This is a genomic window from Reyranella aquatilis, from assembly GCF_020880995.1.
Classification (GTDB): domain Bacteria; phylum Pseudomonadota; class Alphaproteobacteria; order Reyranellales; family Reyranellaceae; genus Reyranella; species Reyranella aquatilis.
Map to the genome: position 1 here is coordinate 307,416 of NZ_JAJISD010000004.1, position 15,404 is coordinate 322,819.

The 15,404-nt window shown below is 66.8% G+C and carries 14 protein-coding genes; 5 read left to right on the forward strand and 9 right to left on the reverse strand.

Annotated elements, in window-relative coordinates; genetic code table 11:
* Positions 1–68: 68 nt before the first annotated feature.
* Positions 69–761 (reverse strand): glycerophosphodiester phosphodiesterase family protein, encoded by a 693-nt coding sequence (locus LJ725_RS11895; RefSeq protein ID WP_230550867.1) that lies wholly within the window; start codon positions 759–761, stop codon positions 69–71.
* Between the two features lie 69 nt (positions 762–830).
* On the opposite strand from LJ725_RS11895, the gene LJ725_RS11900 reads away from it, so the two are divergent.
* From LJ725_RS11900 to LJ725_RS29175, 4 genes are all read left to right on the forward strand, one after another.
* On the forward strand, positions 831–1,595 hold the full coding sequence (locus tag LJ725_RS11900; RefSeq protein WP_230550868.1) for an SDR family oxidoreductase: 765 nt from the start codon (positions 831–833) through the stop codon (positions 1,593–1,595).
* Positions 1,595–3,013, forward strand: a complete 1,419-nt coding sequence (locus tag LJ725_RS11905; RefSeq protein WP_230550869.1) for a sodium:proton antiporter — start codon at positions 1,595–1,597, stop codon at positions 3,011–3,013. The genes LJ725_RS11900 and LJ725_RS11905 overlap by 1 nt, the downstream gene beginning before the upstream one ends.
* A complete protein-coding gene (locus tag LJ725_RS11910; protein ID WP_230550870.1) occupies positions 2,997–4,073 on the forward strand; it encodes a 50S ribosomal protein L11 methyltransferase in 1,077 nt (358 codons plus the stop codon). The genes LJ725_RS11905 and LJ725_RS11910 overlap by 17 nt, the downstream gene beginning before the upstream one ends.
* 283 nt (positions 4,074–4,356) lie before the next feature.
* A complete protein-coding gene (locus LJ725_RS29175) occupies positions 4,357–5,478 on the forward strand; it encodes a TonB family protein (RefSeq protein ID WP_230550871.1) in 1,122 nt (373 codons plus the stop codon).
* A 99-nt stretch (positions 5,479–5,577) separates the two neighbouring features.
* On the opposite strand, the gene LJ725_RS11920 is transcribed toward LJ725_RS29175, so the two are convergent.
* The 3 genes from LJ725_RS11920 to LJ725_RS11930 form a co-directional block, all read right to left on the reverse strand.
* Positions 5,578–6,177, reverse strand: a complete 600-nt coding sequence (locus tag LJ725_RS11920) for a hypothetical protein (RefSeq protein WP_230550872.1) — start codon at positions 6,175–6,177, stop codon at positions 5,578–5,580.
* A complete protein-coding gene (locus LJ725_RS11925) occupies positions 6,123–7,094 on the reverse strand; it encodes an RHS repeat-associated core domain-containing protein (RefSeq protein ID WP_230550873.1) in 972 nt (323 codons plus the stop codon). The genes LJ725_RS11920 and LJ725_RS11925 overlap by 55 nt, the downstream gene beginning before the upstream one ends.
* A gap of 575 nt (positions 7,095–7,669) precedes the next feature.
* Positions 7,670–8,395 carry a hypothetical protein gene (locus LJ725_RS11930; protein WP_230550874.1) on the reverse strand — a complete coding sequence of 242 codons (726 nt, stop codon included), beginning with the start codon at positions 8,393–8,395 and terminating at the stop codon, positions 7,670–7,672.
* A gap of 58 nt (positions 8,396–8,453) precedes the next feature.
* On the opposite strand from LJ725_RS11930, the gene LJ725_RS11935 reads away from it, so the two are divergent.
* Positions 8,454–9,251, forward strand: coding sequence for a hypothetical protein (locus tag LJ725_RS11935; RefSeq protein WP_230550875.1), 798 nt, complete (start codon positions 8,454–8,456; stop codon positions 9,249–9,251).
* A gap of 48 nt (positions 9,252–9,299) precedes the next feature.
* On the opposite strand, the gene LJ725_RS11940 is transcribed toward LJ725_RS11935, so the two are convergent.
* The 5 genes from LJ725_RS11940 to LJ725_RS11955 all read right to left on the reverse strand — a co-directional run bounded on the left by LJ725_RS11940 (position 9,300) and on the right by LJ725_RS11955 (position 15,061).
* Positions 9,300–9,974, reverse strand: a complete 675-nt coding sequence (locus LJ725_RS11940) for an SURF1 family protein (RefSeq protein ID WP_230551014.1) — start codon at positions 9,972–9,974, stop codon at positions 9,300–9,302.
* A gap of 737 nt (positions 9,975–10,711) precedes the next feature.
* On the reverse strand, positions 10,712–10,888 hold the full coding sequence (locus LJ725_RS29320) for a lasso RiPP family leader peptide-containing protein (protein ID WP_408015736.1): 177 nt from the start codon (positions 10,886–10,888) through the stop codon (positions 10,712–10,714).
* A gap of 215 nt (positions 10,889–11,103) precedes the next feature.
* Positions 11,104–11,448, reverse strand: coding sequence for a hypothetical protein (locus tag LJ725_RS11945; RefSeq protein ID WP_230550876.1), 345 nt, complete (start codon positions 11,446–11,448; stop codon positions 11,104–11,106).
* A 944-nt stretch (positions 11,449–12,392) separates the two neighbouring features.
* A complete protein-coding gene (locus LJ725_RS11950) occupies positions 12,393–13,835 on the reverse strand; it encodes a homospermidine synthase (RefSeq protein ID WP_230550877.1) in 1,443 nt (480 codons plus the stop codon).
* A 95-nt stretch (positions 13,836–13,930) separates the two neighbouring features.
* Entirely contained in the window at positions 13,931–15,061 is a 1,131-nt protein-coding gene (locus LJ725_RS11955; RefSeq protein WP_230550878.1) for a type III PLP-dependent enzyme, read from the reverse strand.
* Positions 15,062–15,404 lie beyond the last annotated feature (343 nt).

Here is a 15,404-nt window from a genome sequence, read left to right on the forward strand (position 1 = left end):
TGATTTGTTTCAGTCTGATGACAGAACACCAAGACTGCGCACCGAGCGCAACCCCCAAATGGTCGAACCTAAGCGAGGGCGGCCAGGATCACGTCGGGGGCGTCGCTGATGACGCATTGCACGCCCATGCCCACCAGCGCGCGCGCGACGTCGCCGTCGTTGATCGTGTAGACGCTGAGCACATAGCCGGCCTTGCGGATCTCGACCGCCCGCACGGCGGTCAGCCGCTTGCCGTTGGTGTTGATGCCGACCGCTGAGACCGCCTCGGCGCGGACCTGCCAGTCGTCCTTCACCTCGTCGATCAGCAGGGCGCGCGCGAATTCCGGCGCGGCCTCGCGGGCGGCGGCGAGCGAGGCATCCTTGAAGCTCGAGAGCAGCGGCGCCGGCAGCGTCGCGGGCCACTGCGCGCGAAGGGCCGCCACGGTGACGCGCGCGGTCTCGGCCTCGCGGCCCTCGCAGGGCTTGATCTCGACGTTGCAGCCGAGGCCCAGCTCGGCGAAGCAGGCGATGGCCTGCGCGAAGGTCGGCACCGACGGCGGCAGTTCCGCGGCGGTCATCTCCGAGGCGAGCCGGTCGACCCCGGTCGTCCGCCTGAGCGAGGAATCGTGCATCACGATCGGCACGCCGTCCTTCGTCAGCTTGACGTCGATCTCGACCCAGGTGGCGCCGCGGCGATGGGCCTCCCGGAAGGACTCCAGCGTGTTTTCCGGCGCATAGGCCATGGCGCCGCGATGGCCGACGACTTTAGGCAGTTGCAGCATGTGCGAATCCGAAGCTAACTCGGGCTGTCGCAATAGCCGAATGTCCGTTCCCTGTCCCGCCCCATCCGCATGACCACCTTTCCCGACAAGTTCCGCCTCGACGGCCGCACCGCGCTCATCACCGGATCGGGACGCGGCCTCGGCTGGGAAATGGCCCGGGGACTGGCCGAAGCCGGCGCCCGCGTGCTGCTGCATGGTCGCTCGCACGAGCGGCTGGCGCCGCGGCTGGCCGAACTGCGGGCGGCCGGGCGCGCCACCGACGGCGTCGTCTTCGAGATCGCCGACCGCACGGCCATGCGGCTGGCGCTGGCCGCCGCCGGCCCCGTCGACATCCTGATCCACAATGTCGGCGAGCGGGACCGCCGCCCCTTCGCCGAGATCGAGTCCGCCGACTTCGCGCGCCTGGTCGACACCGACCTGTCGGCCGGGCAGGCGCTGATCCGGCTGCTCGTGCCGGGCATGGTCGAGCGCGGCTGGGGCCGGCTGATCCTCGTGACATCGATCGCCGCGACGCTGGCGGCGCCCGGCGCCTCGTCCTACATCGCGGCCAAGGCGGGGCTCGAAGCGCTCTGCCGCGCCCTGGCAGCCGAACTCGGCGACAAGGGCATCACCTCGAACGCCATCTCGCCCGGCTTCTTCGCCACCGAGACCAACGAGGCGCTGATCGCCTCGTCCGCCGGCGAGCGCATGCGCCTGCGATGCCCTGCGAAGCGCTGGGCCGATCCCGCCGAGATCGCGGGTGCCGCGATCTTCCTCGCCTCCCCGGCCGCCAGCTACGTCAACGGACACACGCTCACCGTCGACGGCGGCGTCACCGCAACCTACATGGTCTGATGACATTCCGGACTCTCCTGGCAGGCGTCCTGACGCTCGCCTTCGCCCTGCCGGCCTTCGCGGCCGGCGCCGACGCGCCGGCGATCGACGGACGCCATCTCGGTCTCACCTGGCTGATCCCGTTCGTCGGCATCCTGCTGTCGATCGCCATCCTGCCGCTGGCGACGCCGGGCTTCTGGCATCACCATTTCGGCAAGGTGTCGGCCGCCTGGGCGGCGCTGATCGTCATCCCCTTCGCCCTGATCCACGGCGTGCCCAGCGCCGCGTACGAGATCATCCACCTGCTGCTGCTCGACTACATTCCCTTCATCGTGCTGCTGCTGGCGCTGTTCACGGTGACCGGCGGCATCCACATCAAGGGCAACCTGCACGGATCGCCTTCGATGAACACGGCCCTGCTGGCGATCGGCACGGTGCTCGCCGGGTGGATGGGCACGACCGGCGCGTCGATGCTGCTGATCCGCCCGATGATCCGCGCCAACGACGACCGGCGGCACAAGATCCACGTCTTCGTGTTCTTCATCTTCCTGGTGTCGAACATCGGCGGCGCGCTGACGCCGCTCGGCGATCCGCCGCTGTTCCTCGGCTTCCTGAAGGGCGTGAGCTTCTTCTGGACGACGACTCACCTGTTCAGCGAGATGCTTCTCTGCGCCATCGTGCTGCTGGCGCTGTTCTATGTCCTCGACAGCTACTGGTATCGCAAGGAAGGCCGCAAGAAGCCCGACCCGACACCGGAGACGCCGGTGCGGATCGAAGGCGGCGTGAACATCATCCTGCTGGCGCTGATTGTCGGCGTCGTGCTGGCGAGCGGGACCTGGAAACCCGGCATCCATTTCACGGTCTTCCACGTCACGCTCGAGTTGCAGAACGTGCTGCGCGACCTGGCCCTGGTGGCGATCTGCTTCCTGTCGCTGCGCCTGACCTCGCAGAAGTCGCGCAGCGAGAACGGTTTCGGCTGGGGCCCGATGCTGGAGGTCGCCAAGCTGTTCGCCGGCATCTTCATCACCATCGCGCCGGCGATCGCCATCCTGAAGGCCGGCAAGGACGGCGCGCTGGCGCCGCTGGTGGCGCTCGTGACCGGTCCCGACGGGCAGCCCGACGACGTCTGGTACTTCTGGCTGACCGGTATCCTGTCGAGCTTCCTCGACAACGCCCCGACCTATCTCGTCTTCTTCAACCTGGCGGGCGGAGACGCCGAGGTGCTGATGGGCACGCTCGCCAGCACCCTGGCGGCGATTTCCTGCGGCGCGGTGTTCATGGGCGCCAACAGCTATATCGGCAACGCGCCCAACTTCATGGTCAAGGCGGTGGTCGAGGACGCGGGCATCCGCATGCCGAGCTTCTTCGGCTACATGGCCTGGTCGTGCGCCATCCTCGTGCCGCTGTTCGTGGTGCTGACCTTTGTCTTCTTCCGCTGACCTGCTGAAGCACCTCGCGGCGGCGGAGACCGCCGAGCGTCTCGCCGCGCAGCCCGCCCGCCTGGCGCAGCTCGCCAAGCTGCTGCTCTCCGGCGGCGAGAGCGAGCGTGCCGTCGATCTCGCGCACCGGGCCCGCCAGCTCGCGCCGGACGATCCCGAGGTCGAGCGGATCGTGAGGCTGGTGCTGGGTCGCAGCGTGCCGAACTGGCATCGCACGATCCTGGCCGACGAGGCGCGGAACGCCGCCTATGACGCGGCGCTGCGGCGCGCCATTGGCAAAGGCTCGCGGGTCCTCGACATCGGCGCGGGCTCGGGCCTGCTCGCGATGATGGCGGCCCGCGCCGGGGCCGCCTCGGTCGTGAGCTGCGAGATGAATCCCGCCATGGCCGGCGTCGCCGCCGAAATCGTCGAGCGCAACGGCTACGCCGATCGCATCACGATCGTCGGAAAGAACTCGCGCGACCTCGCCGTCGGCACGGACCTGGCCGAGCCCGTCGACATCCTGGTGTCGGAGATCGTCACCAACGACCTGCTGGCCGAGGACGTGCTGGGGTGCCTCGAAGACGCGGTCGGCCGGCTGACCCGGCCGGATGCCGCGATCATTCCCTCGCACGGCGCCGTCCGCATCGCCCTCGCCCACTACGGCAAACCCGCCAGCCCGAACCTCGCGTCGGTCCAGGGGTTCGACCTGTCGCCCATGGAGATCCTCGACGGGCGGATCGCCCTGGCGGCCGGCAACAGGAATCTCGACCTCCGGAGCGAACCCGCCGATCTCTTCGCGTTCGACTTCGCGTCGGGCGGCCCGTTCGACAATCACCGCGCCTCCGTCACCCTGACCGCGACGGGCGGGCCCGTGAACGGCATCGTCCAGTGGATCCGGCTGCGCATGGATGCCGAGGGCGTCTACGAGAACCGGCCGGGCCCCGGTGCCACCTCGTGTTGGGGCGTGATGTTCCAGCGCCTGCCCAGCGTTCTCGACATGCGCCCGGGCGATACCCTGACGGTGCAGGGCGCCCGCGACCGGACCGCGCTGTGGATGTGGGTCGCGCCGGGCCGCTAGAATTTCAGTAATTTCATGCGCGATTTCAATGAGTTAGCGGGCAAGAAACCGCCGAAGGGGCGACAAGCCTAAATCACGCCACCGACCTCATCCTGACGAGGCGCGGCAGCGCCGTCTCGAAGGAGGGGCACGAGCGCCGCGTCCGTTGCCCATCCTTCGAGACACCGTGCTTCGCACCGCTCCTCAGGATGGGGTAAAGGCTTGAGCTGGACGTCCCCTCTTCTTCCCGGCGGCCATCGCGCCGGGGAGCCAAGTCTCCGGCGAAAAGCTGTAGAACCGCCCCGTGGCCCACGCCGTCAGCGCCTCCTTCGAACGTTCAAGCCGCATGTCGCCGGTCGCGCTCGCGCTGGCGATCCTGCTGCATGTCCTGGTGGCGGCGGCGCTGTGGTGGCTGTCGCAGCAGAAGCCGCCGCCGCCGGTCGAGGAAGCGATCAACGTCACCTTCGAGGCGCCCAAGCCGCCCGAGCCGCCGCCGCCTCCGCCGCCACCCCAGCCGCCCGCGGCCCAGCCCCAGCCGGTCCCGCTGCCGCAGACCCTGCCGCCCAACTTCCCGGTGATCCGCCCGCCGGCGCCTGTCGAGGCGGACAAGCCGACCCAGGTCCCGCCCACCGACCAGGTGTCGAAGGCGCCGCCGGCCCCACCGCCGCCGCCGGAGAGCAAGGAAGAGACGATGCTCCTGCCGGAGCCTCAGGTCGCGCCGCCGCCGCCGACTCCTCCGACTCCGACGCCACCGGTCGAGGCGCGGGTACAGCCGACGCCCGTGCCGACGCCCATGCCGACTCCGGCGCCGCAGCCGGCGCCGATGGACAAGCCGCCGCCGGAGGCGCCGACCGAGCAGGGGCTGAAGAAGGCGCCGACACCGCCCCCGCCCCAGCCCGCGCAGTCCCAGCCCGCGCCGCAGCCCCAGCCGCCGAAGCAGGCCGAGCCCGAGCCGACGCCCAGGCCGATGCCGCAGCAGCAGGCGCTCGCGACGCCGCCGCGGCCGCCGCCGCCCGCGCCGAAGCCGGAGCTGAAGCCGTCGCCGCTGTCGACCGCGCCGGCCAAGCGGCCGCCCTCCGCCTCCTCGGCCGAGCCACCGTCGCAGCACACGTTCGTCAATCCCGCGGACACCTATGCGCGCGCCCGCGTCGCGGACAACTACCTGGCCCAGGTGCTGCGCAAGATCGTCGGCTTCCGCTACCAGTCGAACACGCAGCGGCGACAGGGCGTGACGGTGGTGCGGATCGTCATCGCCCGCGACGGCCGCCTGCTCGACGCGACCGTGATCAGTTCGAGCGGCGAGCCGGAGTTCGACAACGGCGTGCTGGCCGGCGTCCGCGCCGGCGCGCCCTACACGCCGCTGCCCGACAACATCAAGGGCGCCAGCGCACCCTTCGACCTGCCGCTGGTGTCGATCCGGCGGTAGCCGTCACCGCCCCCGGCGATCGTCAACCGGGTGGTCCTTCTGGAACGACAGCATCAAGGCACTCGCGAAGTATCTCGACTTCCACTGGCTACCGGCAGATCACCACGGCTCAAACAGCAGCACCTTCCCCGATCCGCGAAATTTCAATGCGCGGGTTTCATCTGATATCGGCTGGAACCAGCGAGCGGAAAAGCTGTCGGCATCGACGATCATTCTGAAATCGGCTTCCGGCATGTATAGTTTGGGCGACGTGATAACGCCAAAGAACGTACTCACCGTCATCACCAAGCTACCATGGGTCACTACCCGGAAGAGTCTGACCAGCGCATCTCGTGAGATCGCGCCGGGCTCACACCCGGTCGCCATTCCCCGGCGGACGACGGGTGACGACAGGCGTCTTGCAAGCCGGGTGTAGGTTTCAACTCCCACTGACACATGACCGCTGTCGGTCAGCCAGAATTCCAGCCGTGCCTTGTAGAGTTTTTCGGGCTCGAACGAAACTTCGTAAACGACGCGGTAGTCGTCCTGCAATGGGTTGTAGGCAGGTTCAAGATTCTCATTGAAGAGGATTCCCCGCGCCGCGAAGTCAGCTGGAGTCCAATGGCGAATACGGAACGAATCTCTTCGATGACCATTAGTGCCTGCTACTTGGTGGCAGTTTCGCCGATGAAGGGACCAGCGCCCGTCGGGACGCTCCATGGAACTCCGAAAGACAGTTCTTCAGCAGTGGTGAGCGCGGGAGCAGAGAATGGAGAAGGTTCACTGCCGCTTGCTGAGCCCGGCGCAAAGAGTGTCCCGACCACTGTACCCGAGACCAGACCATCCCGGATTGCATTTTGACCCGCCGCAATCGCTATACCTGGAAGGTCAAAATGAGTACTGCCGACCCGGAGGCTTAGGACCTCCGAGCCGATCTGTGAATTGTAGCTCCACCCGAACCTTGTTGCTCCCTGATTCAGAAGCCCCGGCGCTTGATCGTAGCCGCCGCTCAATGCCGCTCGAGTTCCACCGCGCCCGAGAAGGAATCCAGAAGGCCCCAGCCCTGAGAACGCAGCGCCCGCCAGCGCGGACACGCTAACGCTTGTCCAGTTTACCTGACCCAAACTGCCGCCATTGCTGTAGAGTTGAACTCCTAAGTCGATGCCAGCACTGACGATGGCCCCAATGCCGGCGGCGATACACCATGGACAGTTGCCGCTCGGATCGACCGCATTCAGCGGATCGTTGCCGACATACGCATAGAGATTGAGTCCGCCCTCGTAACCGATGGGATCGGCCTGCAGGAACCTCCCCCACGCGGCCGAGTACATCCTTGCGCGGTAGTAGTAGAGCCCGCTCTCGGCATCGAACCTCTGGCCGGTGAACCCGAACGGCGTCGCCGGCGTGGCGCTCGCGCCATAGGGCCGGTAGGCGAATTTGGTCAGCGCACCGGTGCCCGCGTCCATGCTCGCGACGATCGAGCCCAGCAGGTCGGGCACGGGCGTGGTGCGGGTGCCGACGGGGATGTTCATCTGGCCGAGCACGGCGTTTGGGCCGAGGCCGTAGGCGTACCAGCGCAGCAGCGCGCCGGTGCTGCCGTCATATTCCAGCACCTCGCGGTTCTGGGCGTCGGTCACCGATACCGTGGTCGTGCCGTTGACCGTGCGGGCCTTGCGGCGGCCCTGGGCGTCGAAGGTGTAGCTGGCGGTGTTGCCGGCGCCGGCTGCGGAGACGAGCCGGTTCTCGGCGTCGTAGCCCAGCGTGTAGGTGCCGTCCGAGGTCAGGTTGCCGTTGGTGTCGTAGATCGGGGTGACGGCGCCGACGGCGGTGTACTGGCCGGCGCGCCCTACACGCCGCTGCCCGACAACATCAAGGGCGCCAGCGCACCCTTCGACCTGCCGCTTGTGTCAATCCGGCGGTAGGGCATTTATCGGCAAGATCGCATCGAGCAGAACATTCCAACGCCGATCTCACCCTGAGAGGCTGGCCGGGAATGAACTGAATCAATTCAAGCACCTACCTCATCCTGAGGAGCGGCCGCAGGCCGCGTCTCGAAGGATGGGCGGCGCGCACCACGTTTGTTGCCCATCCTTCGAGACGCGCCGCTTCGCGGCGCTCCTCAGGATGAGGTGAGTGGGCCAATGTGAGCGTGAAGAACTCTTGCGGGGGACGCGGCGCGCCGTCGGCGGGAACGGGCCCGCCATCGACGGACTCAGCGCTCGTATCCCATCAGCTCGAACGTCTCGCGGCACGATTCGTAGATCGCCTTCTTCTGCCGGTCGTTCAGGATCTCCGCGGCCGGCCGGCGGTCGGCGCGCTGCACGGTCTTGGCGCGCGGCAGCGGGCCGTCGAAGCGCAGCCCCGACTTCGCCAGCACCGCCTGGAACGATCCGGGCAGGTCCTCCTGGCGGATGATCTCGTCGAGGGCGAGCTTGCCGTCGATCGTGTAGAGGTCGCGGTTGTCGATGTCGTCGTGGGCGATCAGGTCGTCGAGCACGGACTGGAAGTCGGCGGCGGGCCTCCCCATGAACCACATCTTCCAATAGGCCTGCGAGACCGCCTTCTCGTAAGGGTGCCGTTCGATGGTCCACTTGTGGGCCTTCTGCCAGAAATCCTCGCCGAGCATCTGGCGCGCCAGGCTCGCCGGCATGTGGTTGTAGTACTCGTTGCCGGTGGGATGCCCCTTCATCATCTCCTGGTAGTCGGCCTCGTCGCCTCTCTCGAGGACGCCCTCGGGCGCGCCCGCCGGCGCCGGTCCGATGCGGAAATTCTGCGGCCCGCGCCAGCCGTGGGCCTGGCGAATCTTCTCGTCGTCGGGATGGATCGGCGTGATGATGTCGGCCGCGCCGCAGAGGCTGCTCAGCACCAGTTCGATGGCCGTCCCCGCCGTCTTGCGGGTCTTGATGAAGATGAACCGGTGTTCGAATGATGCGATCATGCCTGGCATGCCTCTCTGCTCGTCTTCCGCCTGCGCCCCGGGCAGATCCCTCCGCCGCGTGAGGTCCGGGCTGGTCCGGACCTGGGCCTTCGTGCTGGCGAAGCTCAGCCTGTTCCTGGTCGCCGCGCAAGCGATGGCGGAGACCGGCGTGGACAATCTCCAGAACACGTCCAACGATCCGCTGACGCCCAAGATGGCGTTCGAGTTCCACAACTACGCCCAGCCGGTGCTCACGGACCGGCCGGCAAGCGGCGCCGACCAGGGCTACTTCCGCTTCGTGCTGCCGCACGCCTCGTTCGGCATCGACCAGATGATGCGCGCGTCGATGCCTGTGGTGGCGAGTTCGTGGGATCCGGAGCGGGCGATCAACGGCGTCGGCGACTTCACGATCTTCAACCTCGCCGTCCACTATTTCGGCGACATCAAGACCGGCATCGGCCCGCTGCTGGTCGTGCCGACGGCGAGCTCGCCGGCGCTCGGCACCCGGAAATGGCAGGCCGGCGTGGAGGCGGTCGTGAGCGCCCCGCATGCGTGGGGCCTGACGACGCTCCTCGCCTCGTGGCAGCAGACGCTCGACGGCAGCGGCCTGCAGACCGTGACGGCGCAGCCGCTGCTGTTCTTCAACCTGCCCGACCGGTTCTATCTGCGCTCGACGGGGATCGCGTCGTTCACCCTCGGCAAGAACGCCGTGGTGCCGGTCGGGCTGGGGCTGGGCCGCGTGTTCGAGCTTCCCAACGGCGCCAGCATCAACACCTTCGTCGAGCCGCAATATTCGGTGATCCAGAACGGCCCGGGCGTTGCGGCCTTCCAGATCTTCGCCGGCCTCGTCATCCAGCTTCCCGTGCGGTTCCGCTGAGGGCCGGGCCGCGTCGGCAGCGCCCGCGATCCCCGGCGCAGCGAGACGTCACCGCCGCCGTTCCGGGAGCAGCATGAACAGGCCCGCGCCGGCCGCCAGGATCGCCAGCACGAACCAGGTGAGCGCGTAGATCAGGTGATGGTTGGTGAACGACACGACCGTCAGCCCGCCGCGGGGACCGCCCGGCCCCTCGGACGGCACGGCGGACGACGACGCGTCGGCATCGACGAAGAACGGCGCGACATCGACGAGCCCGCGCGCCGCCGCGATGGCCGCGACGTCGCGCGAATACCAGCGTCCCGCGGCGGGATCGTTGCGGCGCAGGAAGCCGTCGCCGGGTTCGCTGATGCGCAGCAGCCCCGTCACCTGCGTCTCGCCCGCCGGGTTGGCGGCCACGGCCCCACCGGGATCGCGGCGGTCGCCCGCGACGAAGCCGCGATTGACGAGAACCGTGCCCTGCGGCGTGACCATCGGCGTCAGCACCCAGGAACCGCCGCCGAGTTCGGTCACGGCCTGCACGAGGGTCTCCCTGTCGTGCAGGAACCGGCCGGCGAGGCGGACCCGACGATAGGCGTATCCGGCCGCATCGATAGAAGGCCACGCTTCGCGGCCCGGCACCGGCACCGGCTCGGCGTGGATGCGCCGCTCGACCCGGTCGATCAGGTCCAGCTTCCAGGCCCGACGCTCGAGCTGCCAAACGCCCAGTGCCGCGAAACCCATCATCCCCACGAGCGCCAGCACGACGAGGATGCCCCGGCCGAGCCACGAACGGAGTGGATCGACCCTCAAGGCGTCGGACTCGAGTCGTGGAGGGGACTCATCGGCGGCGGCGTCCATGACCTGCCGGGTTCGCGGCGTTCCGGCACCGCGCGGCGCGGACGCCCCGCCCCTCCCGAGCGAAGGACTTGTGCGGCCGGAGCGATTGTGGGTGCGCCCGGCCGGGCACGGGCAGCCGTGCCCGGCATCGGCAACTCCGCGGTGCTGTACCCGCCACGATCGTGTTCCGGATGAGTTTCGACAGGATGGTGCTCCCCCGTCTCGGCGAGGCACCAAGGCCATCGGCGCCGCACTCTTGAACTTCGAAGCCCCGTCCGCGCTCGCGCGATGGTTCAGAAGCCGATTGAAGGTATTGTAGGGCAATGGCGGCAGGCCGGTCGAGGACAGTCAACTACGATCAACCGGGATGTGCAGGCTTGCGATAGATGCAAGATGCAATCCGCAAACATGACGGCAAGATGCTGCCCTGTCGCCGAAACGGGCTCTATCAGGCTCGCATCCATATGGGCAAGAACGGGTACGCCATCGCGGTCTCAAGACAGCCAATCCGGCAGAAGCCGAACGCCTGGCTGAGGATTTGTGGAATGGCACCCGCGACGAGCTGAAAAAGGGAGTCTGCCCGTTGGCAAGCATATGCTGAATGCGGTGTTGAGTACGCGCTTGTGTGCGGAGAGTCCGCACGTCTAAAAGGCGGTTCTGGGCCTCCTGCCTCCGCCACCATCGCGTGCTCCGGCCTGGCCGACCGTCCGCGTTACCTCCTGCAGTTCACCCAGCCTGACCAGGACCGGTTTGACATAGGGCTTCTTCGCAACCGGCGCCGATGCGTGCGTCTCGGTCTCATCGTTGGATTTGCCGTCCATCGTTCGTGACGCCTCCTCTGGTTCATTCGAATTCCGGAACCTTGCGCACGAACCATCCGGCTCCGAAGGCTCAGCAAGACTGGTTGGAAGGTGAGAAGGATCTCGCAATCACTACCGGCATGTTTCAACGACTTTGGACGCATCAGGGCGTGGCGTGAGGTTGGGGACCGCAAGGGCTCGGAAGTTCAGCGACACCACTCCCCGGTCCATTCGCCTCACATCAACTCGAAAGACCTTCGTACCGTCATCGCAAAGGCGACAAGCGCCGCGACCAGTGCCAACGCAATCAGAGCGACGCCCACCGTCCAGGACTTGCTGGGCAAGCGCCGGGCGTTGTCGGCAAGGTCCGCCAGACTCAACTCGCTGTCGCCGCCATTGGCGCCGACATCTCGTGAGGCAGTGGGTGCGAATCGGCTCCGGACCGGAACGCAGTCATCGGACCGCGCGTCCTTCATGGCCGCTTGTCCGAGCGAGCGCAGCGTATCCGGGTTGAACACACCCATGCCGCGGACCACGGCCAAGCCCTGCGACCGGAAAATCTTCCAACCAAGCGTACCCACAGCGACCACTCCTTGACCGGAACCACTCCCATAGGGGATCGATCCCTCTCTCGAAGAACATTTTGCAGCGGCACTGGATGGAAGTCATTAAAATTATAATTATGGACTAGTTTATAGAATTTCCCTCTATTATAAGACTTATCATTGATATTTTCTTCTCAACCGCAATTTTCAGTCACATTGCGGTTTTACAGGATTTGCCCTTCATCTATCGCGAGCGCTCTCGGTATCCCGGCGCGATCTCGTCCGGCTCGGAACGCCACGACGTGGATGGTCGATCGATTGCAGGGCCCATCGCGCCCACTGCCGCAAATCCCTTTGCCGCGAACACTCCAACGGCCGCGGATTGGCACTCGATTCCCCAATGCCGGCGATCCGTCCGGCAATCCCAAGCCGATCCGCCGTCGTGCGCGTGCCGCTCCAGGGTCCTTCCGGTCGAGAAAGAATCACCAGTGTAACGACCACTTCACCCTAAGGAGCGTCCTCAGGAGCGCGTCTCGAAGCATGGGCACGAGCACCGCGTTTGTTGCCCGTCCTTCGAGACGCGCCGCGGAGTTTACCCCGAGGCACTCGAGGGGCGGCGCTCCTCAGGAAGAGGCGGGTGTTTGACCTATCTGCATCGGAAAGACTCTAGTCGTTCCGTCCGCGCCATTGCTTCCTGGTCGACGCAGTCTTGGCCGTAGAGCGTGAAGGTCCAGGCCACGCCAAGTCGGACCATGATCTTTCCGGGATCCGCGCCATCGATCCTGCAGATGCAAGCGACGGCCCACGTCTATTGCAGCCCCTTTGGCCATCTCAGGGATGGCGCGATGTGGAGCCATTCAACAGATCGTCCTGCGGATGGCACAGAGCACAGGATGCGAGCCCATCGCTCGCATCCCTGACTGGGCAGACCTGTGCACCGTCGTCGCGGCCTCTGGACGACCCGCAACAACAATGCCTTGTCAGACCACCCGGAAGTTCTTGAACTGCCAGGGGTCGGACTTGTCGAGGTCCTCGGGGAAGAGTTCGCCGCGGCCCTGCAGCGGGGTCCAGTCGCTGTACTTGCCGACGACCGGGCCGAGATAGGGCATGCAGATCTCGAGGTTGCGCCGGAAGTCCATCTCGTCGGCCTCGACGATGCCCTCGTTCGGGTTCTCGAGCGCCCAGACGATGCCCGAGAGCACCGGCGCCACGACCTGGATCGAGGTCGCGTTGTTGTAGGGCACCAGGCTGCGCGCCTCGTGGATGTCGATCTGCGAGCCGTACCAGTAGGCGCCCTTCTTGTGGCCCATCAGCAGCACGCCGAGCTCGTCGCGGCCCGACGTCACCTCGTCGACGATCAGGCGCTGGCGCTTCTGCTGCTTCAGGTTCTTGCCGGCGATCTCGTGCATCGAGATGATCGCCTGGTCGCACGGGTGATAGGCGTAGTGCACGGTCGGCCGGTAGACGACCTTCTTGCCGTCATGGACGGTCAGGTAGTCGGCGATCGAGATCGATTCGTTGTGCGTGATGACGAAGCCGTGGAACGGCCCCTCGATCGGCGTCCAGGTGCGCACCTGGGTGAGCAGGCCCGGGCGGTTCAGGTAGATCGCCGCGTCGCAGCCGAACGTGTGGCGCTTGCCGTCGGGCGGCATGGTCTTCTCGTGCGTGCCCCAGCCCATCTCGGCGGGCTGGCCGCCCTCGGAGACGAAGCCGTCGATCGACCAGGTGTTGACGAACTCGCCCACTTCCTTCGGCTTGGGCGAGACCTGGGTGTCGCGCTCGGCGATGTGGATCACCTTGACGCCCAGCCGCTGGGCAAGCCTGCCCCAGCCCTCGCGCGTGGTCGGCACGGGCGTCTTCACGCCGGTGTCGCGCGCCAGGTTCACCAGCGCCTGCTTGGTGAAGTGCGAGACCAGGCCCGGGTTGGCGCCGTGCGCCACCACCGCCGTCGTGCCGCCCTTGTGACGCTGCTTCAGCTTCAGCATCGTGTCGCGCAGCGCATAGTTCGAGCGGCGCGAGACCGACAGGTTGGGGTCGGAGTAGCCGCCCGGCCAAGGCTCGATGCAGGTGTCGAGGTAGAGGACGCCCTTCTTCTGGCAGAGCTCGATCAGCGCCGTCGAGGCGACCTCGACCGAAAGGTTGACCAGGAAGTCGCCCTGCCCCAGCCGGTTGTCGAGGGTCGAGCGCAGGTTCGATTCGGTCAGGCGCTTCTCGACGTACTCGATGCCGAAGCGTTCGGCCTCCTTCTCGCCGCCGCGCATGTCGTCAGTGATGATGGTGATCTGCTCGGGCTTGATATTGATGTGCCGCAGGATCAGCGGCAGCACGCCCTGGCCGATCGAGCCGAAGCCGACCATGACCATGCGGCCATGGAAATCGAGGTACTTCTTCGCGGCAGGCTTGCGTGCGGTCTTCTTCGCCATTTCAGCGTCCCCGTTCCATTCGATCGCAGTCAGTAAAAACAGCAACGGGGCCTTTCTCAAGGCCCCGTCGTTCCGTACGCCCGAATTGTGTCAGTTCAGATGCAGACCGCCTTGAGCGGCGCGAAGCCGTTGAAGGCGACCGACGAATAGGTCGTCGTGTAGGCGCCGGTCGAGAGGATCTCGACCTTGTCGCCCGGCTTCAGCGACAGCGGCATCCTGTACTCCGTCTTCTCGTAGAGGATGTCGGCCGAATCGCAGGTCGGGCCGGCCAGCACCACCGGGCCCATGCGCGTGCCCTCGCCGGGCGTGCGCAGCCGGTACTTGATGCTCTCGTCCATCGTCTCGGCGAGGCCGGAGAACTTGCCGATGTCGAGGTAGACCCAGCGCTTGCGGTCGCCCGCCGCCTTGCGCGAGACCAGCACGACCTCGCTCTGGATCACGCCGGCATCGCCCACCATCGAGCGGCCGGGCTCCAGGATCACCTCGGGCATGCGGTTGCCGAAGTGGCGCACCAGCGCGCGGGTCACCGCCTCGCAATAGGCCTCGATGCCGCTCACCTCGGAGCGGTAGCGCGCCGGGAAGCCGCCGCCCAGGTTGACCATGCGCAGGTCCACGCCCTCTTCGGCGAGCGCGAAGAACATCTGCGAGACCTGGCCCAGCGCCTTGTCCCACTGGTCGAGGTCGGTCTGCTGGCTGCCGACATGGAAGGAGATGCCGTAGGCGTCGAGGCCCCACTGCTTGGCCTTGCGCAGCAGGTCCTTGGCCATCTCGGGCGCGCAGCCGAACTTCTTGCTGAGCGGCCATTCGGCGCCGCCGCAATCGACCAGCACGCGGCAGAACACGCGGGCGCCCGGCGCCACGCGGGCGAGCTTCTGCAGCTCCGCCTCGCTGTCGAAGGCGAACAGGCGCACGCCCTGCTGGTAGGCCCAGGCGATGTCCTTTTCCTTCTTGATCGTGTTGCCGAAGGAGATGCGGTCCATGGCGACGCCGGTCGCCTGCACCATCTCGATCTCGCCGCGGCTCGCGGTGTCGAACTTGGAGCCGGCCGTGGCGAGACGAGCCAGCACCTGTGCAGCCGGGTTCGCCTTCACGGCGTAGAAGATGTGCGCCGTCGGCAGCAGTTCGCGCATGCGCCGGAAGTTGCTCTCGACCACGTCGAGGTCGATCACCAGGCACGGCGTCTCGGGCTGCTGCTCGCGGAGGTAACGGAAAATACGCTCGGTCATCGCTGGGGGGTTCCCCGTAGGATAGTCAGCTTGTCGGAAAAGGATCGGCCGATGACGTACGGCGCCAAGCGTGGCGCGATACGTCAGCCGATACTCGACTGAGCCAAGATCCGTTTGTGCGGTTGATCGAGGAAGGAGGCCCGAGCCAGGGTCGGGCAAATGACATAATAGCGGGGAACGCGCCCCGCGCGGTAAGCAACCATCTCAGAAGCTCCTTCCCGGACCCGGCTCTGATCGCCCGAAGGCGAATGGCCGGCACTGCCAAAAAGAACACTTTCCGTCGTTGCGTAACCACAGAGGGCCAGCGGCACGTGCGTTGGGCGTCTTGTACGGGTGCTATCTA